The organism is Dictyobacter alpinus (assembly GCF_003967575.1).
Taxonomy (GTDB): Bacteria; Chloroflexota; Ktedonobacteria; order Ktedonobacterales; family Ktedonobacteraceae; genus Dictyobacter; species Dictyobacter alpinus.
The window spans coordinates 32133-56687 of record NZ_BIFT01000003.1 but is presented as its reverse complement, the minus strand read 5'-3'; the positions used below and the strand labels follow the sequence as shown (position 1 = coordinate 56687).

The window sequence follows — 24555 nt, the reverse complement described above, 5'->3', positions numbered from 1 at the left end:
CTTGCCCTGCTACAGTGAAAAGCGTCCACCACGGACACTGATCGATGTTTGTGTAATGAGTCGCCTGCACAGAACGAGTACCTGCAGAATACTCGCCCTGTGTATGGCGCAAGCCATGACAGCGGTGAGCTTTGGAGGGAAACACCTGTTTCAGGTGAACAGCCGCCAAGAAAAAAGAAAGAGGTTCACCTATGTCCGTTCCATCCATTGACTTGAATACTTTGCTTTCAACGTGCGTCCATGCCCTGGTGGTTTATCCGGTGCTGATCTGTGGACTCATGCTTGTCCCTGTTATGACGGTATGGATCTTCTATCTGCTCACTGGGTGGCGCAATAAGGCGGTACATCAGGCGGTATATCGCGCTCTGAAGGCCGAGTATGAAAGGCAATGTGAAGACCAGCGTCTCGCGCGCATGGCCGAGGGAAAAAAGCAGTACGAGTTGCAACTTGCCCTGCATTCCGTGTGGGAACAAGTGACCAGCTTGTCACATGCTTTTCACGGTACCACGCCACAGATCGAAGCCGACCTGTGGGAAATCAGCAAGCTGTTCGGGGCGCTGATGCCTGCCTTGGTGTTGCCTGAGTGTTACCGACCCTTTTATGTTGAACTGATGGCCATTGCACGTGGTCTGACCCACCTGGGTACTCAAATTGACAGCGGGCGGGCCGAGGGCGAGGATCTGGATTTTTATCAAAAGTGGGTGGAGGAGTTATGGGCTCGTTTTCGGTTGTTCGAGCTGAAAAATAACAACCAACAGCGCCGGTTGCAGCACCGTCTCTCTGAGATTCGCGCTCTGCATACATCTCTTGGCAAGCACTATTGTCTGGCGATGTACAATCCGGCCTACCAGAGGTTCCCTGGTATGCTTCACATCGTTGAGCTGATGCTTGAAGAGAGCAGCGTCCCGGCTGAGCAGTTGTCGGAGCATGTCACGGCACTGATGAAGCAGCTGTCGAAGTTGGCAGTGAGCTTTGAGTGTGAGCGGTATGGATTTCTCAATGGCGAGGATTCCTTCCTGAATCTCCTCTTGAAGAGCTGCCGCGTCCACAGCAACTAACTATCGTCCTTGTAGTTGTTCCTTTCGTTACCTTCTCTGAGGACACCTGGCCGGGTGGAGCTGCACTGCTCAAGAGGCCCCTTGCGCTTCCGCGCACATCCGTAAACGGGATGAGACGAAGGTATTGTCTGAAGCTGTTTCCTCTCCAGAGCCTGAAAAGAGGTCTGCGCGTTGCTTATATGCGCAATTTTAGGCTTTCCCTGAGTCGGGAAGATGGTTTTTCCATCAGGAGACTCCTACGACGCGCCTGCTTGTGCGTTGAGTGGAGCCAGTGCTCTTCGACAGTAGTAGTGGTGTCTCGGCATCACTGCGACCTTGAATTGAGCTTGCTGGCTTTCGCTCCCTGACAGTGTGTGGAGTAGTATCATCTCAAGAGGATAGCGCCCTTTGGGTGCTACCTCTTTCCTATTTCTTTCGCCACAGACCGGAGCACTGTCAAGGTGAGTGCTCCGGCTCTCATGACACAGCACGGTCGTTTCACCGTGCGTCTCCCGTCTTTTTCCGTGTTTCCCCCGTCTCAAACCCATCTTGTCCCCTGGTTGTCCAGTTAAGGTATTTGTGTCCTCAGAGGGATACATATTGTTGAAAAAAATTATTCGCACAGGAACCATCATGAGACATGTTCCTGTGCGAGTAATCGCATGGGACTGTCCTGGTGGGTTCCAAGAAAGGAACAACCAACCATGACAACCTCCAATCAGCAAAACCCATTCTTGACCACTATCGTCTCTGATGCTTGCGACCAGGCGCGTGTCTATTACCTGGATACCGTGCAGAAGAAGCAGCAATTTGGTGGAACCCCTACCAATCTCTTGGAGCAATCCCTTCAGGAGCACAGAGCAAAATTAGAGATGTGGAGAGAAGAGGCTTTGCGGGCGGCCTTTGCAGGTGACGTCCAAAACGCGAGCATCCAGCTTGCCTTCATTGTGACAGGTTGGTCGCTGTACAAAGCCGACAAAGACCTGATCAATGCAGATACCCATGGACTGTATCTGGACGCCGCTAATCCAGATACAGTAGTTGACTTCGTTCGCGCGCTGCAACACTCCGTTGCCTTCTGGGCAACAGAATTGCAGAACAAGTGGATCGAAGGCGACCAACAGCGAAAAGCCAATCAGGCAAACATCTATATGGAGCGTAATGAGCGTCTCTACGGTGTTTACCACCAGATGGTGCAGGATCAGGGAAGCGCCCTGCATCAGGCTCACCAATATAATCGCGAGTATGCGCAAGCTGCTCTCGATGGCGTCCGACAAGCGCAGCAAGGTGCCCAGTGGATGATGGCGGGAGTTGAGCGCCTGAATCAGCAAGCGTCGCAAAACGTGTACTGGTATCAGCAAGGCGTGCAGGGTATGTACACTCATGGTGTGCAGGTCATGCAGGCTGCGATCAAAACTCAGCAGGAATTCAACCAGAACCTTGAACAGAGCCTTCCAAGGGAGATGGAGAAGGCACAAGCCAGAATCGAACGTCGCAAAATCCTGACCCGGGGCATCGTGGCTTTGGTGATGGTTGCGGCTGTTCCGCTGGCCATCGGGCTGGCCTGGTTCCTGCTTCGTCTCACCCTAGGCTTCTAACCCCATTTGGAGCAGGGGCAATGCTTCAACGGCAGCAGGGCGCTCCTGCTCAACCTCTTGTGTGGGAGGGTCATCCCACGACGGCGGAGTGGCGGCACCACCAGAACCCTTGCAGAGGGGGCAACCCTCTGCCGGTGGGTGGGCCGCTTCCACCAGAAACCCTTCCCGGATGGGACACCCGTGGTTGGGTGGGGCTGGCGGGCCCAAAGCTACCTATTCTTTTCCCGATCTCCCTTGACCGGGGAGTGAGGGGACGCGTTTTTCCCAGGTTCACCCTGACCGGGTGGGGCGCAAGCCCGAAAGGTTTCCTGTGGGCCAGGGGCTGCAAAGCCCGGAAGCGCCACCTGGTGAATCCAGGTGGGACGGAGGTACCGTCCACACAACATTCCCTCTTGAGCGGAGGCGGCAACGCGTAAAGCGTCGCCACAGCTCTCCCCTGAGCCGGGAGGATGGGGTATCCATCCACAACGCTTTCCCCGAGTCGGGAGGATGGTCATCCGTCCAGAAGACTCCACGCCTCCGCAGAATGCTGTGGTTGAGTGTTTGGTTGTTTCGCTCCTCGATAGTAGAAGTGCTTGCGCTGATACTGTTTGAGTTGAGTGTTCACCCAATTCTGCTCCCCTGCTGAATGCGTGTGATGGCACCCCTATTAGAGCTGTAAGGATACCGCAAGGTATTACTTACTCTCTAATAATTTATTTCTTTCTGGATGATCAGACGTGGGCGCCCTGCCAGCTGCATACGTCTGAGGCAAAAAGACGGGAAAAGAACCCGTAATGGTCACCAAAGAGAAGAGTACCTGGAATGTGTGCTACGCATCGAGGCAGGTGTGAGGTGCTGCGAGAGAACCTTCGCTCTTTCATTTTCGGTAATCTCGATCTGGCTCCTTCTCTTGCCGTCGAAGGGAGCAGGTCAGCACTTCGATGGCCACGGGCAGTCCAGGTATGGATGAGGTCGATAGGCTTCCCGTCTTTTGCCGTCTTTTGCCGCATTTTTCCCGTCTCCATCCCGTCCCGTTCCTGCCTTCATTGGGTATAGTCAAAGTGATCAAAGAAGTACTCCCCGTTGGGGATGGTACATAGCTTGTTTTCCTGGCTGCTAAGCCGCCGTGTAGATAGCTCGCGCGCTACACGACCATCACGATCACATGGGAACGCTTTCCCTGTTTGGTGATCGAGTGATGTGACGGTCTCTCAGGATCGTAGGAGATGTTGGCCTTGCCGACTCCCATCCCAATGAGGGTGGCTCGCACGCGAGACTCTCCTGATGATGGCCTTTGATTGAGTGGTTCTGTTGTGTGTCTTTGCGTAATGCGTTTTAACTATAGCAGTTTCTTCTATAAAGACTGATTGAAGTGCGTTCGCTTATGATACGTCCTGTGTGGCGTTGGTTAAAAAGGAGAAGGTTTCCGCACTCGAAACATCAACAAATGAAAATTCCCTAGGTAGTGTCTATCGCAGTATTCACTGAATAAAGCTTCAAAAAAGAAGCGGCAGGAAAGCTGCATCAAGGGGCCTTTTTGTGCTTTTTCGGGGTTTCTGTCCCCAGGGAAGAGCACAGAGGGAAGATTTTGTGCTTTTCGAGCGGAGCCATGCCGCGTTCAGTCGTGGTTGTTTTCCTCCTGGTCATGCAACGTGCCTCGATCTTTTTCACTCTGAAAAGAAAGGTGTCTATCATGCCTACTTCCCACTCTTCCGATCTCGTCCTTGCCTACCTTCGGAACAGCCTGGCTGCTCAGGCAAACGGACAAACCGATCACGCAGCCTTTCTTTTTGATCAAGCGGTGGAGTGGCTTGGTCACAACGAGCGTGAATATTGGGCGGCAACGTCCATCCCGCCGGTACAGTTGGAAATTGGTATTGGCCTGGATGCGGGGAATAATCCATCACGCACAAAAAACGAAGACTATGTTTTTGCCGAGCGGCTGGTGCGCTCCGGCGACCGGGAGACCGTCGGTATTTTTGTCCTGGCTGATGGTGCAGGTGGTCACGCCAACGGTCAGGAGGCATCCCGCATTGCCGTTCATGCCTTCGTCGATGAGGTTCTCCCCCGACTCATGGGGAACGTGCGAGGCTTAGCACTCAAGGATCTGCTTCTCGACGGTATGCGTGAGGCAAACAAGGCAGTCTGCCTGCGTAATGAGGATCCGCTGCTCTTCGGACGCATCATGGCAACCACGATGACGGCGGTCCTCTCGGTTGGGGCAGAAGCCTACATTGCCAACGTCGGCGATAGCCGCACCTACCTGTGTCGGCCAGGAGTTGGATTAAAGCAGTTGACCCGCGACCATTCGTACGTCGCCCAACTGCTTGAAGCTGGAGACATCGAGCCACGTGATGTGTACACCCACCCGAAGCGCAATATCATTTATCGCTCACTGGGAGAAATAAATGTCGATCTTGACGAACCTGGCTATCTCCAACTCCAGAACGGCGACATCCTCTTATTATGTTCGGATGGTTTATGGGAAATGGTTCGTGATCCAGAGGCGAAAGCGATCCATGCGATCCTGTCGGATTCCGAGGCTGATGCTTCGGAAATGGCGGAAGCGCTTGTCGATCTGGCCCTCAACGGAGGTGGACACGACAACATTGGCCTGCTCGTCATCAAGACCGGCCTGATAGTGGAGGATCTGAAAACGATCATTGTCCCCTCTTTCGCTCAACGAGTCGAAATGCAGGCCGTTGCTTCCCTGAGCTAATCCCCGTTATTCGTCGATCTGGCCTGCGCTTTAGATGTGGGCCAGTATCGTTCCCTAGCCTCCTTCCAAGAGGAAGGAGAGAAAAAAGGAAATAAATCTTGCCCATCGTACTTCATTTCATGCTTGCATTGTTCTTTGGAGCATTTATATACGCCGCGTATTGTGTGCTGCAATCCCTGTTGTCATACGGAACCCGGACTGCAACCTGCTTCCCAGCCCTCCAGGTTCCGGCCTCGCGAGGTGAAAGCGCGAAAAGGTATGTGCCTGTGGGCCTTTGCCAGGTGGACCGATTAGCCTGGGCTGAGTTGAGACGGAGAGCATAGGTATGGTAGTAGCACCGCGATCTATGAGCCAAACTCCGGCCTGCCAGGTTGCGCTTGCTGCCCTGGAGGCAGGACTCTCCGTGCTTCCCATTAAGCCGGATGGCTCCAAACAGCCTGCGGTTTCTGGCTGGAAAAACTATCAGCAGTTTTGCCCCTCAGTTGAGGAGGTAGAAACATGGTTCAGACATCCTCATCGTGGCTTGGCCGTGGTGACCGGCTACGTGAGTGGCGGTTTAGTCGCCCTCGACTTCGACGATCCGAAGACGTTCGAGGCATGGCGAAAGCTCATAAGATGTAATGCAGGCCTGCAGGCTCTTTATGAGTTTCTGGCCGAGGGCTACGAAGAGAAGACACCCAAGGGTGGAAGACACATCCTCTTTCGGTGTCCAGAAGCGTTTCAGAAAGAAAGGCGACCAGGAAATCAAAAACTGGCGCTTCGCCCGGTGCCCCCTCCCCAACGTTTTGAGACACTGGTGGAGACACGCGAGGAGGGTGGCTTGATCATTATCGATCCGTCACGTGGGGCTGTGCATCCGAACGGGAAACCCTATGTACGGCTCCGGGGGAGCGTTAGCACAATCAGGACTATCAGCGCTGTCGAACGTGAGCAACTCTACGCGTCGCTGAAAACCCTCGACGAAGCGCCCGAATTGGTGAAGGTGGAGCCTGCTCGCGTGTTTCAATCTCGTCCTGGATCGTGGACGCCCAGGGTTTCTGTGCCCGGTGAGCGGCCTGGAGACTTGTTCATGGCTGACCCAATCAATACCTGGGAGTCACTCCTCGTTGGTTGGGACATTTCTGAGCCTGCATTGAACGCGGCGGGCTACCTGGAGCGCTATTTGCGCCACCCCGGCAAAGCTGGCCCCGGCCCGAATTGTACCTTAAATGCTGATGGAACAGACCGTTTGTTTTGTTTTTCTCCATCAGTCGGTTTACCAATGGGCCGCTACTTTACCAAATTTGAGTTTTTTGCTTACTGGTTCTGGGGTGGAGATATTGCGGCAGCGGTGCGGGCACTAGTCGAGCAAGGCTATACAACACGAAAGAAGGGTTGATATGCAGCAGCTAAGCGTGCGTGATGAGCAGGATGTAAAAGAACTCATCGCGCAAAGAAACGATCCGGTCACCACACGACTGGTGTACGAACTGCTGGATCTGGATCAGAGTCAGGTCCAGCAGCGAATCCAGCATCTGTCCATGCTCGGTGATCGCTATATGGTTCTCGCCTTGCTTCGTGAGGATGGGCAACAGGATGAGCAGACAGTTGTATCTCTCTTGGAGCGTCGCTACCGGCGGGCGCTCTCTTTTCTGGCGCCATCCTCGAAACGTGACGAACGAGCAAGGGCTTGGTATCAGGAAGCGGAAAATGTGTATTCTGCGGCAGTCAGGCAGAGCGCCCTGTCCGAACAGGAAGATTCGCCCTCGCGGAAGGACACGTATGCCGCCTATAGCCACCTTGCTGTGGCGCGTGCTGTTCGTGGCAAGCTTGATCTGGCGCTGGTAGATCTCACTCAGGCACTGAATTATGCCGACTCTGCCCATCAACAAGCTGAGGTTTCGTACCTGCGTGGTCTGTTGTCTGCCCAACAAGAAGCATTTGATTTGGCGCTGGTTGACTTCGCGTATGCATTAGATCTCGTCCCTGACAGCCAAATGTATCGGGAGGCGTTGGATCATACAGGAGCCCGGCTCCGGGCACGCCAGTTGGAAAGATGACCGTTGTGTTCGCGCTCCTGAGAAGACACAGGAGACTTTTTGTAGATAGAAAGAGTGAGAAGCTATGAACGAACGACAAGCCCCCCTGCCCGACAAAAGCATCTCGTTTCCCTTCATGCCCCTCCGCGCAAAAGTGGACTCCCACGCTCACGCGCTTGAACATTGGGCCAACCGTCTTGACCGCCAGCGTTATTCGTATGATCGCCGTGGTGCTTTCGCTGAGGCCAAACACTGGAAGGCGCGGGGTAGTCAAAAGACGTTGCGCTGGGTCGCAGGGCAGCTCAAGTCGCTACGGGATCAGCACGACACTGAGTACGGCCTGTACAAGGCACTCAAAGAGTACGTGGAGTGCTTGATGACGAGTAGCACTGATGCGCAGGAGGAGATACAGAACCTACGGACGCGTCAGCGCAGAAGCGCCGAGTGCTGGAAAGCCGAAGGCGAAGCCTACGTTTTGCCGCGCATCCACACAAAGCTCGCACGGCTGGTAGACAACTACACCCCGGAGGCCGGGCAGGATGTCTATTCGCTCTCGCTTGATGGCACATATCTCGTCTCGTTTCCAGAAAACGAAGACGAGCCGGTGCCTGTTGAGACCACCTGCCTGCCTGCTGTGTTTGAGCATGGTGAGTCTTCCTTTGTTGCGCCACGAGCAGCAAGAAGCGGACGACCCCTGGAGCAAAAGATGGGGAATGATTGGTTTGCCACCCTACGTCCAGCCGCTCGCGAGATCATTCGGGTTCAGGAATCTGCCAGCGCTCCACGCATCGGCCCTTTTCCGGTGTTGCCCGACAATCTTGCTGGCTATCATCGTGACGCCATAGTCGGTATCGAGGCTACGCTCGCAGGCCACGGGCGGGTGCTGGTAAAGCTCTCTCCAGGCCAGGACAATACCGGAGCTCTTTTCGCTTGCCTCGATAGACTTTTGCTGTACAGCTACGTTTCGCGTATTCTGGTGGTCACCGCGCAAGCGTCTTTGAAACCTGAGTTGGTGCGCGCTTACAATGCGTGGATTTCATACGAGGATGAAGCATCATTGAGCGAACGGTATCCAGTGCAAACCAGCGTGAAGGAAACGATAACGTCCTGCGTCAGCATTGCATCTATTCGCGAGATGCAGATGGCAATGCGGAGAACTGAACCATTACCGAGAGCGACGTTTGATGTGCTCGTTCTTTATGGGTATCCGTTCATTTCCCAAATGTGGCGAACGGTGTTGGAGTATTTTACGGCTCCATCCCGTATTGGCTTCAGCGAGGCACTCGACGACGAACTGGCGGCGCAATTCGACCATCATATCGTCTTTGCCATCCCCGACCAGGTGGGCGCAGATCGTGAGTGTCAGGAAGTACGCTAAAGGAGGGATGCCCTGTGTCTCGTATGGTATCAGATCAGGCGAGGCTTCCCTGGCTCACTCGTCTACAACAAACGTTGTTTGCGTGTCCAGCCCCCAAAGGGTACTGGGCACGCCCGATAGAGAAAGACGAGTATCTGTTCGTGACGAAGGTCGCCGATGAACTGGTGGAGTGTATGAAGATCTGGGCAGTGGAAGCACGCATAGAGATTCTTGCACATATTGCCTGCTGGCATCGCCATATACAGACCTACCGTGGACATGTGCTCTGCTCTGATACCGCTGGACGAACGTTTTTGATAGATGGGCAGTCCTGGGGATACGTCAAGTCCGCAGCGACACACCTCTTGCAGATCGACGGCGTTGATCAGGCCAAACGATTTGTCGATGCTCTTTGGGAGCATCGTCCTGAAAACGGAGGTGAACATGTGGCATTCCGATGATATCTGCCTCCCTTTTCCAGTGTTTCCTGGTCACGTCTTGCCGACCAGCAGTGAGTCATTGTGTTGCTGGTCGCAGCACTACATGGGGCACATGCTGGTGCCGTTTGTGCAAATGACGAGCCTGACCCTGGGAACTCGAATCACTCTCCAACAAGATCCTGCGCAGCAGACATGCGAGAGTACTAATCCTGAATGATGTGATTGTACGCCTTCCTTCACGGTCGTTCGAGCCGATGCATGTCTGCTCGGGCGACCCCTTTTTCGCCAGTGAAAGCCATAGTACGCCTTCTTTTGCCCACCTAGCATCTAGCACGTTTGGCATACATCACTGTTCTTGCTACAGGTGGAGCTCGCTTGAGAGGCGTACTCGTGCCGCTTTCTGCCATCTTGCTCCTTCATCTTCCCAGAATTTCTTCCAACGCTGAACTTTCACGTATCACTCATAGGTCGCCACCAGGTCTTTTCCTGACAGGCGGCCTCTTTTTATTGTCCATTCATCACAAGAAAAGAGCCTCATTATGTCTTCTCACCATTTGTGCATTGCTTACACAACGACAAGAGATGATCATACAGTCACCATTGATTATGACAAGACTTTGCGCCTCTTCCTCACGGAAAAAGAGCGTCTGCCCTTCTCTGCGGAGAAGATTTTAGCCATGTTGAACGGGTGGGCGAAGGTCCACAAAGTGCAGGTGACTGTTGCTGGACGTTGGCATATCACAGTCGGCGACGAAGCCCATTGTATTTTGACGCAGCGTGCCATCCACAAACTTCTTTCGGGCTACCATCGTCGCCACGATTGGCAAGCAGCCTTCCCCTTTGTTTCTGCGGTGTTGCCCTATCAATCAGCCGAGAACGCAGTTTTCTAAGAAAGGGTATGTCTATGCTTCAAACTTCTCAGAAAACCCAGGTAGATACAGTATTGCGGCAGGCCCGTTGGCTCGTCATGCGTGATCGTTACGAGTCAGCGATCCTCGCGCTCAATCGGGGTATCCAGTGTGGTCCTTGTGTGCAACTCTACGATTATCGTGGCGTGGTGCTCTCACTCCAGATGCGGGTAGAGGAGTCCCTGGCGAGTTTCACCGCCGCGCTGAACTGCACCGCTTCCTCGCGTGAACGGGCGGCGGTCTATTTTCACCGGGGACTTCTCTATGGACGAGAGGAGGCATATGATCAGGCGCTCCTTGACTTTACGCGCGCTCATCACCTCGCTCCTGCTGATCCCACCTATCGAGAGGCGATAGAACAGATCAAACTGGAGCGCGCGGTACATGCCAGGGACTGCATCGTGGCTGGTGAAGTCCCATAGGAGAGTGGTGATGGGAAAACACTTCCTTATAGAAGGGTATCAGCTATCGCGCGGCAACGCCAAAAGAGCGTGGTCGCGATTGAATGGGGCAGGCTTTGAGCCGCACTGCATGAGGTCGTCTGGGCTTGCATCTGGAAGCTTTGCCTATGGGCAGCTATTTGACTTGCAAGCACCAATGGCGGCGGGGGAATGGCGCACAGAACAGAGCCGTCAAGAAGGCTGCTCGAACTCTTGCGTAGCGTCACATGCGGGAAGACCAGTTTGACGCTGCTTCATTTTAGCTGTTACGCGGAACGCTCCACGAACGCACGCGCTCCCCCTGCGTGCGTTGGCAGTGGGTGTCTTGTTTTTCAATAAACCCTGCTGCACCAGGTGTGCAGCCGTTTTTCCCTCAGAAAGGAGAATCTCTATGCGTCGTTGGATCATTATTGCAGTACTCTGTGGATCGTTCCTGGGCCTGCTGGCACATGTGATGACCAGCCCAGCCCCCCAACCGGTGCGCGTGATACCATCAGGTGGGCATGTCTACTATCCCACGGTTGTGCCGTATACGGCGCCGAAGGGGAGACAACCCACTAAGACTGATGTTCACCCCACCAGTACTCCTCGCCCGTAATCTCGACCTTCCTCTTTCCCATCCACCAGACTATTCCCTCAGCGCTCGCGGCCTCGATCCACCTGCTCCGCTGCGCGGCTAGCAGGTCTCTTGTTTTACGCGAAAAATGGGGGAAGCAGATCTCGTTTGGGCCTGATAGTGAGCCAGGCTCTCCATCTCGCCCAAAAAAGGAGGCACGGTATGTAAGCGAGCGTTCCTGGCCGACCACCTACGACAACTGAATACCGATCTGGCGTTGGACAGAGGCGGTATCTCCTCTCAGGGGAGATCACTCTGTTATAGCGCTGCCCGCGCACCCGTTTTCGCTTTCCTCCTCCTGCCTCACGCGGATTCCACTCTGCCCACTACAAGCAGACAAAAAGGCGGCTTCTGTCGCAATGATGAGGTGATGCAGCAAAACGCTCTCTCGGTCTTCCGCATTAGATGCGAGAGACGAAAATGGGGAGACATGCGGGTCGCATCATACTTGGCTTTCACTGCCGTGATCGGTTTGCTCCATCTATATCACAAAAAGGGCCATTGCTCGACATCGTTCGGCAGTGGCCCTTTTGCATGTTTTTCACTGTTAAACTCATTTTGAAAGGACCATACTCATGGAAAAGCGACATATCCTGGCGATTATTGCATTTGGTCTCTCATGCCTCTGGCTGTGGGCGGTGGTCGCCTTTGGCAAATGGAGCGCTGAGTGGTGGGGGATCAGCATCTGGGTGTACGCGGTTGTGCTTGCTCTCGCATTCATCGGGATCGCGGCACTCTTGAGGCTGCTTGACATTGATGACACGACTCCAACGGTTGTGCTATGCTTTCTCTCGCTTTTCGTTGTCCTGTCGCTCGCGGAGGGTGTATTCATCAGCGAGCCGAGTCTCGCGCCCCAAGCCCCATCGGACCACAGCGTCACCTCTTCCAGCGACAGCAGTTCCCATTCCAGTTTCTTCTACTATTCCTGGTGGCACGAGGCGACCAGCAGCGGCAGTTCCTCCAGCTCCTCTAGCCACAGCAGCAATAAAGGGGCAGGTTATGTGCTGCTCGTCCTTCTGCTCATCGCGCTCCTTTTGCTGGCGGCCATCATCCCCCATTTCTGGGTCGTGGCCGTCTTCGTCGGTGCCGTCCTGCTCTGGTGCTTCACCATAAAAGAGTTCAGACGCTCCTCGAACTACTACTCCTACTAATCACTCCCACTTCTCGACCTCCATCATTCGCCGGCTCTCGTACCTCTTCGCGTGAACTGCGCGTGCGAAACCGGCATTTTGCGCACTGTCATTTAGCACACTCATTGAACGGAAAGGAAACCATTCATGGCGACATCAACAGTCACTGGCCCGAACTTTGAGGTCTCACAGAAGCACATCACGCTTTTTCAGCTACAAGGTGCCCACACGGGAAACAACTGGGCGATGAGTGTCCCCTTTGGTGACACAGCAGAGAGCTACGTGCTCACAGAGGTTGGCCCAGCTCCTGCTCTGGACGAAATCGTTAGCGTCATTGAGACAGACCGAGCACAAGGCCGCGAACACCTGATTGATCACGTCCTCATTTCCAGCAGAGTAGCTGTCCGCTTGTTTTTAGAGGGCATCCTGACGATGGAAGCGTTCAAAGATGCGGAAGCGTCGGATGAGAGCATCCTCCTCACGCTCAAGCTTTCAGGACGGGACCGCCGGGTCAAAATCCAAAGCGAGTTTGACCTGGAATATGGCGTGTCTACCCGCGATCAGACGGGGGCCATTGTCTGATATGGCGCGGTTCTCTTCCCCTCATCGAGCGCGAGGTCCGCCCTCCCTTTTTGCAAGTGTCTATTGGGACCGCCCCTATCAGCGCTGTAGCGGCCTGGAGGGGCCTAACGTCAAGCAAAGGCGACTTATGGCAAAGATCCCTAGAAAGAAGAGCAGCCCGAAGGCTGGATCTGTCTGTGAATATGGCACTGTCGCTGCCTTCCTGAATGCGCTCTCTGAGCAGTCGAAGGCAGAGGTGCTCCTCGCGCCAGCGTATCGCACTACTGGCAACTCCATTCAGGCGGGAGCTCTGCTCTCCGGGCAGCGATCTGACGAAACTTCGCGTGTGCATGCGTGTATTGTCCTGGCCGTAGAAGCGATCCTCGGAGGTTCGCAGGGTCGCATTACCTATCCCTATCGCCAGACACAACATGACCAGCAGGTACGAAAGCGAATTCGCGATCTGCAAGATGAGTTGCTTACAGCGTTGCAACTCGCGCTGCAGCACGACGAGCGAGTTGCGCACCTCCGTTATCCAGCATCCTACCAGGTGCCCGCGATCCAGATCTGGCATCCAGACGCACTTGCTGTATTCCCTGTTGCCTATCAGGACGGGCGTTGGGTTGTGGTTTCGAGCACGAGAGGGCAGTTGGCATGAATTTCCTACAAAAACAGTGCGGGGCATCGGAAAACATCATCCGATGCCCCGCTTTTTGTACTGCTTCCCCGCCGCAATCGAGAATGGCGCACTCGATTGCGAGCCTTGCCGCCTCACCTGAGCGCGGCGTTTGTTGTGTTTTTCACCATTTTGCAAAGGAGAACATTGTTTATGAACGATTCTACCCTGAATACCTCGCTCGTTCCGCTGGATGTGGACTTTGACGATGAGATCGATGCAGTTGTCAAGCCGACGCTGCAACCCAACCCTCAGTTGATGTATATGACGGGAAACCTGACGACGACGACCTTTGAAACGGCAGTTGGATGGCATGTTCCGGCGGACGTCAATCCCACCCTTGACGAGCTGCTCGCGTCTCGCGGAACAAAGCGCTACACTGTGCAGCATAAAACCGGTGAGGTGCGGCAAAAGCCCTACTGGAATCTCAACTGGAACGGTGCGGTCTGCTCCCTCATCCCCGTTGCCTACGGGATCAAATCCACGTGGGAGATGGGGCGCAAGATAGATGATCGCGTGGGGATCGCCTACGGCGTAGGGATCGCCACCGAGCGCGATGGGACGGTCCAGATCAGCAAGAAGACTGGCCTGCCCAAAAAGAAGCCACAACTGCAGATGCGTGTTTTTATCCATGAACTGCTCGACAAAGAGAATGGCTTCAACGAGTGGTTCCAGGTGAGCCTCTCGAACTACCTGGTGGACGATATGCTGGCTGCTTTAAACGAACAGTTCCGCGTGCTCGACGCCTATAACGCCGCTATAAGAGCACAGGTGGCTGCTGATCCCAAGAAGTGGGAAGAGAAAAAGCCTCCGCGTGCTCCGTACTGGGGGTTCTCCATCCCAATGGTGCCTGGAACGCCCAAACCCGTTGGGCCGAAGGATGGCGATCAGTCCACCATCTTCCCTATGGTGGCGAAAATTCCCGAACTCCCCCTCAATGTACCGGCGACGATTGCGTACCTCAACGCACACCGTACACCCGAGCATATTCGCGAAGTTCTGCGCGAAGGCTTGCTCGATGAGACCCTGATCTGGTCGGTCCAGCGCTCTCAGGAGATTGTCGAGGAGCGCCCGGAGGTCACGGTGACGGAGGAGCATGAGTCCATCGATGGAACCGCTGTGGAGCTTCCTCAGCTTCCATCAGGGGATGATCCATTAGTCAATGCGACACAGATGGCCTGGATTCGCGACACCTACTGTAGCGGAAGCCAGGATACGATCAAGGCTATCTGCCAGCACTTTCGTGTTGCTGACCTCGTACAGTTGCGTGTGAGTCAGTACACGCTGCTTTACAATCAGCTCACCCAAAAGTAACCCCCCTAACTATTGTCCTGGACCGGTGGTGCTGCTCTACCACCGGTCTCTTATCCATGAAAGGAAGCACGGTATGCCACCCTCTTCCCGTATGACTGCCGCCGCCGCTTTAGCTCCTCAATCACTGGTAGAACAAACCCATCTCCCACGTATTCTCGTGCGCGTGAAAGGTGCAGTCAAATACTACGCCTATGTCAATTGCTATATCGCTGGCCCCAAGTTTCGCTTTCAAGGAACTGATGTCACACCTCTCTACTATCTATCGTTGGTCGCCATGCGTGGGCAAGGCACGATCCTGGATGGGATCTGGTCGGCCCTGACTGCAAGTAATCCCTATGATGTCTATCTGGATGGTGTTGGAACGGTGGTGCTCGCTCATCGCCGCCCGGATTCTGCTGCACTTGGATACACACTTCACTGGAATTATCGCCAGGCCGATCTGCCCAGCCAGGATCTGCAACGGGTCATTGAATCCAATATGCTCACGATGTATGACCCGCTACGCGGTGCGGCCCCTGTCCAGAAGGAACGCAAGACCAAAAAAGGCCGGCGCATCAATCCGAAGAAAAAAGGGCGCGGAAAAGAGCGTGCCGAGGGTTCGACCGCGACGAAAAAAACGTTGGGTGTACTCGAAGAGCGACAGAATCGCGAAAAGCATCCCCTCTTCCTCCTCCTCGTCCCTGGGAATGAACATCCCGAACGCCTGCCTGGGGAGACTGATGAGGGATATCGCACGCACTGTGAGTTGCACACGACCGCCTTTCTGGCCGAATCGTACTTCGCGTTTCTGGATCTCCGTGCCCCCTGGGCAATGGCACTTGAGTGGTGTGACTACCTCTGGCAGCGAGGAGTGGAGCGTGGGGAAAACGTGCCGCTCACTGTCTGGTGTGCGCAGGTCTCTTCGGAAGAGACGCCGGACGGGGAGAAGCAGCGACCACCAGTCTTCTCTCAGGCCTGGCTCTGTCAGCCAAATATTGCGCTGCTGGACTCAGATCTGAAGCAGGCACGTCGGGACGGTCGCATTAGTAATCTCGTCTCACCTGACGAAGAGGAGGCCGACGCGTATTCCTCAGCTCTCGCATAACCGTTCACTGATAGGTAAAAGCCCCCCGGTGTAGCAGCACCGGGGGGTAGTTTTTTCTCTCGAAAAGGATACAAGCAGTATGGCACGACCTCAATCAAAAGTCAAGTTGGGTCATTATCCTACGCCGCCACCCGTCGCCAGTGCTATCGCGCACTACCTCAAGGCTCAGCGCGAGGATGCACGCTTCAGAGTCCTCGATCCTTGCGTTGGTGACGCAACCGCCATCAAGATCATTGTCGATGCCTTGCGTACGCAACACGAGCGCAAACACGGTCGTTACGCCGAGTTTGAGGTGGAAACCTATGGGATCGAACCTCAGGCCACCCTTGCCCAGGCGGCGGCGGATCGGCTCAATCACTTGCTTCACACCAGCTTCTTTTCAACGACGCTCTCAAATGGTGAATCGTCAGACGGTGGTTGGCAGTTCATCTATCTGAATAGCGACTACGATGACGATACCGAGCAGACAAGCTTGAAGGGGAGAAAATATCGTCTGGAATTTACGTTCCTGCAGCGGGCAACTCTCAAGTTGTGCCCAGGGGGCGTTCTCGTCTGGGTCATTCCCCAATATGTGCTTCGCCGTTCGGGGGTCGCGAAGTTCCTGGCAGAGCATTATGAGGAAATGCACTGTGTTCGCTTTCCCGATGCTCAGTGGCGGCCTCCTGAGAGCCGTGAAGAAGTGTCGATGTACGGCCAGTTCAAACAGGTGGTGCTCTTCTTACAAAAACGTCCCCAGATGGTGCCTGCCGAGCAGGATCTGCTGTCGCGCGTCGAAGAATGGGCCAATATGGGTGCATTGCTTCCCATCATTGGGACCGAGGAACATCCGCCGCAATACGAGATTCCCAACGCGCCTCACGGTCAGCTGCGCTACTTTGTGAAAGGGGCATTCGATCCCGATGCCGCCGCAGTGCAAGTTGGCACCTTTTCCACCAAGACCAGACGCCCAGAATTAGGCGTCTGGGCCAGCGACGATTACTGGTCAGCGCGTTTTCCCAACCCTCGCAAAGTTGGCCTCGCTGTCGGACACCCCATGCACAAGTTCAAAAAGGGCTATGTGGTCGTCTTTGCGGTGGCTGGTCTCTGTAATCGCGCGGTGCTGGTGGGTAGGGACGGACGGCGCATCCTGGTCAAGGGGCATACCCGTAAGACCACACACTACAACAAGGTCGAAGATGATGCCGAAATTGTGGAGAAGGTGACGGATAAGTTCGAGTCATCGCTGTGGTGTACCGATCTGGAAACGGGCGATCTGATCCTGGTGCAGACGGGGGGAGCAACGCTCGTGGAGTGGGCCGTTGAGTACGAAACGCTCTCGATGGCCGAGTTTTTGGACAACTTCGGGGCATCACTAATGCAACAGGTGACGAAGCTCAATGCACCGCGCTATCGGCACGCGAGTCAGGTCCCGTGGGCAAAGAAGGCTCTGAGCCTGCTTAAACGTCAGCCGCTCGGCAAGCAGTACGACACGATCCTGGCTCAGGTTCACAGCTTTGTCAATGAGTGGAAAGAGGGTGGGATTGACGAAGATGAGTTGCTGGAGCGCATTGCAGAGATCGCAGAGATGGCAAGTGGAAAGACCTTTATGGCGATTGCCACCGCCTTCCTTTCTGACCTCTATGCGTGTGGCTGCACCGAACTTGCGACGAAAGCGACCAGATGTCTGCCTTTCTTCCCCGCCGTCGTGCTCAGCCCGCCGATCATGGCAAAAAAATGGAAGCGCGAGATCGAAGCGACCCTCCCCAATGCGCGGGTCGTCATCGTCGAGCGTTTTGGATCATCCCAGGGCAGCGACGACGATGACGACGAGGAGGCGAATGAGCAGGAAGAGAAGCGGTCATTTAGCGATGCCTCCGCTGATTTTCGTGCGTTTGATCCCGACTTCGCTGGCACAAGTCTGGGTACGGTAGGCAGTGTAGACCGTATCGTGGCACGCATTACGTACGAACTGGAGGAATGGAAGAAGCAGTGCCATGTTGTCGAAGAAGAGAACCGGCAAGCCCGCGTCCAACTTTCAGGCCAGACCCTTGAGGCTGCACTCAAGCCACTTCCGCTGAAACCGTGCCATGTGGTCATTGTGACCTTCAGTACGGCCAAGTTGACGCCGGAGTGGGGTGTTCAGTACGCGCTGAAGCCCGCTCGCTACATCGATAGAGACAACGGTCTGGTCAAACTGCTTAAACGTGCGAACGGTAAGCCTGCGATGGTTCCGTGTTGTACGAACTGTTCGCATACCATCCTCGACGAGCGGAGGGCCAAGCAGCAGGTAAAGAATAGCCACGAGTACGCCGAGCGTTTGGAGACCCTGGAAAAGCTGCGCGAGCAGCGCCGGACTCAGGGAGGGCGAAGTGGGAATCGTCTCAACGCCTATGAACGGCGTGTCCAAGAGTATCTGTATTCGTTCGAGGGCTACCGCATACTCATTGGGCAACGGGAGACGTTGCGCCAGGGAAGTGCTCCCTATGATACGCGATATGCGGCATCAGCACACCTCATTGACATGTTCTTTGATCGCCTACGGGAGACGGACGGTGAGTACCGTGCGTTGCTCACTCAGCAAGAGGAGGCATGGACACAGCAGAGAGAGGCAACGCAGCGCGTCGAGCAGTGCCAATCGCCTGACTCAGACGAGTACCGCGTGCTGCTCGCCACAAAGATCGCGGCTACGTCGCAGGCAGAGGAGACACAAAAGACCCTCCAGCAGTTCAAAAGTCGCCTCTTGCTTCGTTCAGATGCCTATCGCAAGCTGATCATCGCCCAAGACCAGCTTTTCCGCGAGTTGCAACTGGAGTGTGAGGCGAGTATCCAGGCATTCATCCGTGATCTTGCCACAACGGACGAGGACTACCAGCAACTGCTGCGCGAGGGTGAAATCGTTCGTGCTGCGGTTTTGCACTATGAACACCGGTTGGCGCTGCACGAAGAAGAGGTGGTCCATCCGATTTCTCTTGTGATGACGGAAGGGGATCTGGTAGGAGCCAAGGATCATCGGGTGAAGCGGGCGTGTCCAGAATGTGGGGAACCGCTCTGGCAGTACGTTGCCAAGCGACAAAAAAACTGGCGCCCTTTCTCCGCGCTCTCCTCCCAACCTACCACCCGTGTGGAACGACGCTGTGGGCAGACTACCCTCGTGCAGCATGTTGGTTCCAAACATGCTGAAGCGCTCCCCCTGCCCAGCCAGAGTTTCCGACCGCCGTGCGTGCGCAATACCTATAAACGCCGGTACCCTATCGCGGACTACATCCTTGACTACTACAACGGCTTCTTCAAACTCTTGATTGCCGATGAGATGCATGAAGGCGCAGACGGCACCGCGCTCGATTTTGCGCGCCAGAGCCTGGCGAATGCCTGCGGTCGGATGCTTGGCCTCACCGGAACACTCTCTAACGGCTACTCTTCGTCGCTTTTCCGTCTGTTTTATCTGCTGCTCAAGCTGGTCCGCCAGGAATACCCGTATGAAGATGTCGAGCGCTGGATCGATGAAAACGGCAAGCGGCAGATGGTTCAAAAGAGTTATAAAGAGGAAGATGAAGCGGGGAGTGGGTCCGATAGCAAGCGGAAGATTCGCCAGGGGATGCCGGTCTACAAAGAGATCGCGGGGGTTGCGCCGTCGTGCATGGGGAAGGTGGCGCGCTGCTCGACGTTCACGGAGCTGCGCGATGTTGTTCCCGGCCTGGTCAAGTATCGAGAAGAAGTTCGTGTGGTACCGATGGGTCCCGTCCTCGGGCCAGAATATAGCGAGTTTGAGCGCGAGGCGACCCGCAACCTGGGCAAAATGCTCTCATCGGGCGATAAGTCTGGCCTATCCCCCTGGTTTTACGCGATGCTGTATTACCCCAACATGCCGTGGCTGGGCTGGGAGTGCCGCACGAAGCATGGTCTGGTTTTCGGGAAGGCGTCTGCTCTGCCCAAGGACATGATTTTCCCGCTGGAGCGGAGCCTGATCGATTATGTGCAAGAGCAGCAGGACCAGGGACTCCCAGTCCTCATTTTTTCGGAGAACACCGGTGTCTATGACGTTCAACCTCGCCTGAAAGAGCTGCTAGAGACCAAGGTGCGCAAGCGCGGTGGGAAAAAGCTCAAAGTCGTTATCCTTCGTTCCAACTCGACGAAGAAGACCATGGACCGTGAGGAATGGCTAGATCGGCAGGTCAAGGCTGGCGTCGATGTCCTGATCTGCAATCCCAGGCTCGTGAAGGTGGGCCTGGATCTCATTGCGTTTCCGCGCATCGCCTACATGAGCTTTCCCAGGTCAACGTCAGATCTGCGACAGTCTGCACGCCGCTCGCTACGCCTCGGTCAACAGGTCGATGTTGAAGTCGTCTTTTTTGCCTACCTGGGATCGATGGCGCTGCGACTTCTGCACTTAATGGCGCGCAAAACCCAGGCGAGCCTCCTGGTCGAAGGGCAGGTGGCAAGTGGTGGACTGGTGTCATTGGGCGAAGAAGACGAGATGGAGGAGGGTGACATCATTGGGCAGATGGCGCGCGAAATGGTGAGCGTGCTGGAGCGAGGGGAGATCGTCGATCCAGAGAAGGAAGCGCTGGAACTGCAAGAGATGTTCCGGGCCGCTGCCGAACTGGAACAACAGCAAAATCAGGCGGTTGACGACGAGAGCGAACCGCCTCCAGTGCAAATGGAGGAAATTCGCCAGATGCCGCTTTCTGCCTCGGCGTCTTTCGTCGATGTTCCATCAGAAACTGCTGACATTGCCCCGGGTACCGCTCCTTCCGAGACACGGGTGGTCACGAAGGAGGAAATGGTGACAGCCATTCCCATCTCAGTGACCGACGACCCGTGGGCAGAACCAATTGTGGCGAGTGCCGCCCTCGATGCATGGGCTCTGCTCAGACAGCAGTACACCACCAAGCGCAAAGGTCGGCGCAAATAACGTTTCTCTTGTTTTTGAGCAGCCAGGTCCACACAGAGATCTGGCTGCTCTGTTTTTTGCAAAGGAGTAGGTTCAATGGGTGTTTTTCAAACTTGTTTGCTTCTGTACAGTGCGCTTGCTGGCTCATTTTTCGCCGCGTTTAGTCCCTCTCGTCGCTGGAGCGCACGCAAAGCATCAATGAGTCCTGAAGCTATCAAAGAATATGAGCAGGAAAAAAATGAACTGGGGCTTTCACATGGTTGCGCTGTGTCTCTTTCGGGAGCCTGGGAAATCGTGCATCTTTACCTGGTCGAGCCTTTCTACGTCATTTGGGCCGTTCTGGTTCACGTGCAGCCGCTCGGTTTGGCCTATGGTGCTCTCGCCATCATTGTGGTCAGAATGGTGCTCTTATGCGCCGCTTTTGCCATTCCGTTCCCGAAAACGAGTGCATCACCCTCTTCATCAACCATGTATTGGCTTGGAGTCGTGGTCTGGTCTCTCCCAACGCTCTACCTCTGGTTTCTCTTCGGCGTGGTGATTGGCCTGGTTCACTAGGGCAACAAGACAAACCGACAAGCAAGTATACGAGGCTCTTTTTTGAGCAACTCATAAGGAGGATATGACGATGGCATTCGATCTCAACACAGAAATCGTTGTCGATTATCGGCAGACATTCCCAGAACGTCGTGGGGAAACGCTGTTGCATTTTGGTAATTCTTGGAATCAGGAGGATCGCCTGCGTTATGAGCAACGCGCGATGCACGTCGTGCAAAAACTGGCCGAACGCCACTACATCTGTCAGCCAGGAAAACGTTCTGGGGATACCGGACTGGTCGAACTGGTCAGGGTGGTCGAGCAAACAGGGTTCACTTACGACGACCTACGCCCTGTTCCGCCAGATCGCCTCGCGCAAAGACTCGCACAGCTTGTGCCATACCCAGTCACGCAGGAGACAGTACAGGTGTCTGGTCAAGCACAAATCGTGGTCTGTGTGGAAATTTAAGACGAGGCGCACCCTCCAGGGGAGTCTCGCCCACGGGTTTTACTCACGCTCAGCGGCAATGGAACGAACAACCATTGCCGCTTTTCTCTGTCGAAAAGGAGGAACGTCATGGATTGTGCAGAAGATGAGGCGACGTTTGACCGGAGCCGGTACCAGCGCTTGAAACACGCAGTGGAAGCATTGGCGGGGGTCTGCGATGGAGCATTGATGCGCGACGATCAAGGATTTGATGGGACGGACACGCGAGCTGGGCACCTCTACGCCTATCTGCCGCTCGATGCCTGGCCACTGAGTATCTTTCATCGTGCCTGGCGCTGGACGAAGAAGTATCACCGCCAGCTAGGGGAGATGCAGATTGATTGTTCCGCATTGCCCGAACCACCTGTATTTGAGGGTGAGGATCGGCAGATCGCGCTGCACCCAGACGGCACAGGCTTTTTTGTCATCTTTCCCAACGATGATTGGCCGCTGGTTGACTCGTTCCGAAACCTTCCAGGAAACGCGTTGCACAAAGAGCCGATAGGGACAAAACTCTTTTTCCGCTACCGAACTTATCATGGAGCGGGGAGCATTCTTCTCGACTGGGCAACGCCTTACCACTTTCGGCTTGGGCCCGGAGTGCGAGAACGTGCACAGGCATCTCATGGGAGCGTCGTAGTACCGTCTGAGTACCGGGTAGAGTACGCCCAGGAGATGGATGCCTTTGCACTCTACTTTCCCGACCGCTTGTTGAATGCTGAGGTTAAAGCGATCCCCTGCCGTTCCTACTCCTATAATGGCGGTTTCCACTGGGTCATTGGGGCCAGGCGTTCCGCCGCTGACCCATTGCGGGCATTCCTGAGCCGACACGACTTCTCCATTCCCCCAGAGGCGGAACGCCGCCTCCAAGAGCTGGAGCAGGAGGTTTCACGTGTGGATCTGTACTGGTAATGGTTGGTATTCTCCGACCTGTACGCGCGGCCCACCTCGTCTGCACTCCATCTCATTGAACGTCTTGAGTTGAATAGGCAGAAGAAAGGGTTTTATGGAAGAAAGTATTACTCCAAAAGCTGGCTTGGAGATGGCCGCGCAGCTCTTCGATCTCGCACGACGCGATCCAGGCGAACTGAGCGAAATGCTCTTGACCGACGACGTTGCGCAGCAGGTATTGCAGGAAGGGCTCACCCTTTACATACAAGAGGCGAAATCTCAGATTGAGAGCAAGACTGACTCAGAGCTTCTCTCGCCATCGGTGCATGCAACCTACTCCATTGATGGGAGTGAGCAGGAAACCGTGGATGTGACCCGCTGGTTCGCGGCCTCTGACGATGATGACCTGCTCGGCTTGCATGAGGAAGCGTATGGCGGAGATGCAATTTCAGAGAGCATTATCGCATTTATGGCCTTCTTCGATGCTGATGTAGAGCGTTTGTACTTTATCGCCTCAGATCCACAGGTCGTGTGTCAGGTCAACCAGGAAGAGGCGCAGGCATGGATGACATTCCATCGCCCTCATCTCCTTCGAGAAGACGGCGACGCATGATGCGCACATCGTTTTTAGCCTGCCCAGCTTTCAAGGCTGGGCAGGCTTTATGTTTGGTGATGAAAGTGAGAAATGTATGGCTTCACAGCCTATCTACGGCGATAACGGCGAGATTGTTGATTATTACGACGATGGACTGCCGGATGAACAGTCACCCACGCTCGTCAAGACAGCAGAACAGTGCGAAAAAATGGCACAGCCACAAACGGAGGCAGAACAAGAGGAACCTTCTGAAAACACAGCTCGTAACTGGACGGTCCCTGATCTGCTCAAAGGATCGAACGATCTCTTCATTGGTGTGACGATCCAACACGACGATGGCGATCCACAAGGTCCGCTTGTGCTACTGTTTGCACGTGAAGTGCCTGATGGTGTAGTTCACACGAAAGCGTTCCGTGCCGCAGAGCTTTCCCAGCGCGCATTTCTGGATAACCTGCAAAAGGCCATCGCGGCCACCATGCAGCTTCACTTCCTGGCGTGGTCGGATCGGCAACGCAGACGGCTAGAGGAGGAGGCGAAGCGAAAAGCCCGCCCATCTCAGCCCTTGCCAAAGTCGTCTGCAACGACCGCTTTGGGAGCAGCGAACGCACACTCGTCTTCGACCAGTGCAACAGTTTCCTCCACGCCCCAGGCATCTCCTTCTCCTGTGCCTGCATCTACGCAGAAATCCAGCAAGGCCACAAGTAAGGAAGCCACCAAAAAACCTGAACAGAAGTATGCGACGGTTTCCATGTTCGAGTAGTTAAAAGGAGCGTCTTTATGGCAAAAGTAAAATTGCAAAATCAAGAGTTTGAAATCCCACAGGAACTGACCGCACTCGATGAGCGTGTGGTCGCTGAGAAAGGTGAAGAGGAAGCGAAAAAGCAGCGTGACATCAACCTGAAACGCTGGCTCAGCCAGGTGAGTCCTGCGGCCACCAATGCAACCCTCAATTGGTCGGAGGAAAGCAAATTGGATGGATCAAAAGAGACCGTCATCCGGGTGACACCGCAGTTGGGAACGAAAGGAGGGAGAGAGATCGATGCACTTATTGGGGACCTCTGTGCCATCCCACAACGCATACACCCGGTAATGGAGCTGACGTTTGAACTGAAGCTGCTTCAGATCAGCGGCCAGTTCATCGGTAGAGAAGCGCTCCCCCGGCTCCTATCCTATCAGTCGCGCATCAACCATGCGCTTGAATACGAGAACAGCGACGAACGCATCGTCAGCGAGATCTGCAGAAAGTTGCAGGATGCTCAGGCCGCTCCCAGTCCCTGGGTACCCCTCGGCTTTTAACC

24 protein-coding genes are annotated in these 24555 nt (G+C 54.9%); 23 read left to right on the top strand and 1 reads right to left on the bottom strand.

The features are described 5' to 3' along the window. The first annotated feature begins 191 nt into the window (after positions 1–191). Positions 192–1058 (top strand): hypothetical protein, encoded by an 867-nt coding sequence (locus EL633_RS35500; RefSeq protein ID WP_126632051.1) that lies wholly within the window; start codon positions 192–194, stop codon positions 1056–1058. Between the two features lie 683 nt (positions 1059–1741). Continuing rightward, positions 1742–2635, top strand: a complete 894-nt coding sequence (locus EL633_RS35495) for a hypothetical protein (protein WP_126632050.1) — start codon at positions 1742–1744, stop codon at positions 2633–2635. A 1126-nt stretch (positions 2636–3761) separates the two neighbouring features. Here the strand turns inward: EL633_RS35495 and EL633_RS38005 are convergent. Beyond that, positions 3762–3887 (bottom strand): hypothetical protein, encoded by a 126-nt coding sequence (locus EL633_RS38005; RefSeq protein WP_281275987.1) that lies wholly within the window; start codon positions 3885–3887, stop codon positions 3762–3764. A 423-nt stretch (positions 3888–4310) separates the two neighbouring features. Between EL633_RS38005 and EL633_RS35490 the strand changes: the two genes are divergently transcribed. The 21 genes from EL633_RS35490 (at position 4311) to EL633_RS35390 (ending at position 24553) form a co-directional block, all read left to right on the top strand. Beyond that, positions 4311–5336 carry a PP2C family protein-serine/threonine phosphatase gene (locus EL633_RS35490; RefSeq protein WP_161982714.1) on the top strand — a complete coding sequence of 342 codons (1026 nt, stop codon included), beginning with the start codon at positions 4311–4313 and terminating at the stop codon, positions 5334–5336. Between the two features lie 325 nt (positions 5337–5661). After that, positions 5662–6714: a bifunctional DNA primase/polymerase gene (locus EL633_RS35485; protein ID WP_126632048.1), complete on the top strand. Its 1053-nt coding sequence runs from the start codon at positions 5662–5664 to the stop codon at positions 6712–6714. A 1-nt stretch (position 6715) separates the two neighbouring features. After that, the gene (locus EL633_RS35480; RefSeq protein ID WP_126632047.1) at positions 6716–7375 is read left to right on the top strand and encodes a tetratricopeptide repeat protein; all 660 of its coding nucleotides are present in this window, start codon (positions 6716–6718) and stop codon (positions 7373–7375) included. A gap of 133 nt (positions 7376–7508) precedes the next feature. Further along, entirely contained in the window at positions 7509–8732 is a 1224-nt protein-coding gene (locus tag EL633_RS35475; protein WP_126632046.1) for a P-loop NTPase family protein, read from the top strand. 14 nt (positions 8733–8746) lie between these two features. Further along, positions 8747–9172 carry a hypothetical protein gene (locus EL633_RS35470; RefSeq protein WP_126632045.1) on the top strand — a complete coding sequence of 142 codons (426 nt, stop codon included), beginning with the start codon at positions 8747–8749 and terminating at the stop codon, positions 9170–9172. Continuing rightward, entirely contained in the window at positions 9156–9368 is a 213-nt protein-coding gene (locus tag EL633_RS35465; RefSeq protein ID WP_126632044.1) for a hypothetical protein, read from the top strand. The genes EL633_RS35470 and EL633_RS35465 overlap by 17 nt, the downstream gene beginning before the upstream one ends. A 322-nt stretch (positions 9369–9690) precedes the next feature. Beyond that, positions 9691–10041, top strand: a complete 351-nt coding sequence (locus EL633_RS35460; protein WP_126632043.1) for a hypothetical protein — start codon at positions 9691–9693, stop codon at positions 10039–10041. Positions 10042–10055: 14 nt separating this feature from the next. Then, on the top strand, positions 10056–10481 hold the full coding sequence (locus EL633_RS35455) for a tetratricopeptide repeat protein (protein ID WP_126632042.1): 426 nt from the start codon (positions 10056–10058) through the stop codon (positions 10479–10481). 409 nt (positions 10482–10890) lie between these two features. After that, the gene (locus EL633_RS35450; RefSeq protein ID WP_126632041.1) at positions 10891–11097 is read left to right on the top strand and encodes a hypothetical protein; all 207 of its coding nucleotides are present in this window, start codon (positions 10891–10893) and stop codon (positions 11095–11097) included. 593 nt (positions 11098–11690) lie between these two features. After that, on the top strand, positions 11691–12266 hold the full coding sequence (locus tag EL633_RS35445) for a hypothetical protein (protein WP_126632040.1): 576 nt from the start codon (positions 11691–11693) through the stop codon (positions 12264–12266). A gap of 126 nt (positions 12267–12392) precedes the next feature. Next, on the top strand, positions 12393–12827 hold the full coding sequence (locus EL633_RS35440; protein WP_126632039.1) for a hypothetical protein: 435 nt from the start codon (positions 12393–12395) through the stop codon (positions 12825–12827). A gap of 127 nt (positions 12828–12954) precedes the next feature. Beyond that, complete coding sequence (locus tag EL633_RS35435) at positions 12955–13464, top strand: hypothetical protein (RefSeq protein WP_126632038.1); 510 nt, start codon at positions 12955–12957, stop codon at positions 13462–13464. Between the two features lie 150 nt (positions 13465–13614). Then, entirely contained in the window at positions 13615–14796 is a 1182-nt protein-coding gene (locus EL633_RS35430; RefSeq protein ID WP_126632037.1) for a hypothetical protein, read from the top strand. Between the two features lie 73 nt (positions 14797–14869). Beyond that, positions 14870–15880, top strand: coding sequence for a hypothetical protein (locus EL633_RS35425; protein WP_126632036.1), 1011 nt, complete (start codon positions 14870–14872; stop codon positions 15878–15880). Positions 15881–15959: 79 nt separating this feature from the next. After that, positions 15960–20771, top strand: a complete 4812-nt coding sequence (locus EL633_RS35420; protein WP_126632035.1) for a DUF6094 domain-containing protein — start codon at positions 15960–15962, stop codon at positions 20769–20771. A gap of 75 nt (positions 20772–20846) precedes the next feature. Then, entirely contained in the window at positions 20847–21305 is a 459-nt protein-coding gene (locus EL633_RS35415; protein WP_126632034.1) for a hypothetical protein, read from the top strand. A gap of 70 nt (positions 21306–21375) precedes the next feature. Beyond that, a complete protein-coding gene (locus EL633_RS35410; protein WP_126632033.1) occupies positions 21376–21753 on the top strand; it encodes a hypothetical protein in 378 nt (125 codons plus the stop codon). 108 nt (positions 21754–21861) lie between these two features. Further along, entirely contained in the window at positions 21862–22683 is an 822-nt protein-coding gene (locus EL633_RS35405; RefSeq protein ID WP_126632032.1) for a hypothetical protein, read from the top strand. A 94-nt stretch (positions 22684–22777) separates the two neighbouring features. Next, positions 22778–23275 (top strand): hypothetical protein, encoded by a 498-nt coding sequence (locus EL633_RS35400; RefSeq protein WP_126632031.1) that lies wholly within the window; start codon positions 22778–22780, stop codon positions 23273–23275. 76 nt (positions 23276–23351) lie between these two features. Beyond that, entirely contained in the window at positions 23352–24017 is a 666-nt protein-coding gene (locus EL633_RS35395; protein WP_126632030.1) for a hypothetical protein, read from the top strand. A gap of 17 nt (positions 24018–24034) precedes the next feature. After that, a complete protein-coding gene (locus EL633_RS35390) occupies positions 24035–24553 on the top strand; it encodes a hypothetical protein (RefSeq protein WP_126632029.1) in 519 nt (172 codons plus the stop codon). Positions 24554–24555 lie beyond the last annotated feature (2 nt).

Coding starts and splice junctions, on each gene's coding strand:
- EL633_RS35495 (WP_126632050.1), top strand. CDS start 1,742: ATGACAACCTCCAATCAGCAAAACCCATTCTTGACCACTATCGTCTCT.
- EL633_RS35500 (WP_126632051.1), top strand. CDS start 192: ATGTCCGTTCCATCCATTGACTTGAATACTTTGCTTTCAACGTGCGTC.
- EL633_RS35405 (WP_126632032.1), top strand. CDS start 21,862: ATGGATTGTGCAGAAGATGAGGCGACGTTTGACCGGAGCCGGTACCAG.
- EL633_RS35420 (WP_126632035.1), top strand. CDS start 15,960: ATGGCACGACCTCAATCAAAAGTCAAGTTGGGTCATTATCCTACGCCG.
- EL633_RS35465 (WP_126632044.1), top strand. CDS start 9,156: ATGTGGCATTCCGATGATATCTGCCTCCCTTTTCCAGTGTTTCCTGGT.
- EL633_RS35450 (WP_126632041.1), top strand. CDS start 10,891: ATGCGTCGTTGGATCATTATTGCAGTACTCTGTGGATCGTTCCTGGGC.
- EL633_RS35425 (WP_126632036.1), top strand. CDS start 14,870: ATGCCACCCTCTTCCCGTATGACTGCCGCCGCCGCTTTAGCTCCTCAA.
- EL633_RS35460 (WP_126632043.1), top strand. CDS start 9,691: ATGTCTTCTCACCATTTGTGCATTGCTTACACAACGACAAGAGATGAT.
- EL633_RS35390 (WP_126632029.1), top strand. CDS start 24,035: ATGGCAAAAGTAAAATTGCAAAATCAAGAGTTTGAAATCCCACAGGAA.
- EL633_RS35455 (WP_126632042.1), top strand. CDS start 10,056: ATGCTTCAAACTTCTCAGAAAACCCAGGTAGATACAGTATTGCGGCAG.
- EL633_RS35445 (WP_126632040.1), top strand. CDS start 11,691: ATGGAAAAGCGACATATCCTGGCGATTATTGCATTTGGTCTCTCATGC.
- EL633_RS35485 (WP_126632048.1), top strand. CDS start 5,662: ATGGTAGTAGCACCGCGATCTATGAGCCAAACTCCGGCCTGCCAGGTT.
- EL633_RS35395 (WP_126632030.1), top strand. CDS start 23,352: ATGGCTTCACAGCCTATCTACGGCGATAACGGCGAGATTGTTGATTAT.
- EL633_RS35480 (WP_126632047.1), top strand. CDS start 6,716: ATGCAGCAGCTAAGCGTGCGTGATGAGCAGGATGTAAAAGAACTCATC.
- EL633_RS35415 (WP_126632034.1), top strand. CDS start 20,847: ATGGGTGTTTTTCAAACTTGTTTGCTTCTGTACAGTGCGCTTGCTGGC.
- EL633_RS35435 (WP_126632038.1), top strand. CDS start 12,955: ATGGCAAAGATCCCTAGAAAGAAGAGCAGCCCGAAGGCTGGATCTGTC.
- EL633_RS35440 (WP_126632039.1), top strand. CDS start 12,393: ATGGCGACATCAACAGTCACTGGCCCGAACTTTGAGGTCTCACAGAAG.
- EL633_RS35410 (WP_126632033.1), top strand. CDS start 21,376: ATGGCATTCGATCTCAACACAGAAATCGTTGTCGATTATCGGCAGACA.
- EL633_RS35490 (WP_161982714.1), top strand. CDS start 4,311: ATGCCTACTTCCCACTCTTCCGATCTCGTCCTTGCCTACCTTCGGAAC.
- EL633_RS35400 (WP_126632031.1), top strand. CDS start 22,778: ATGGAAGAAAGTATTACTCCAAAAGCTGGCTTGGAGATGGCCGCGCAG.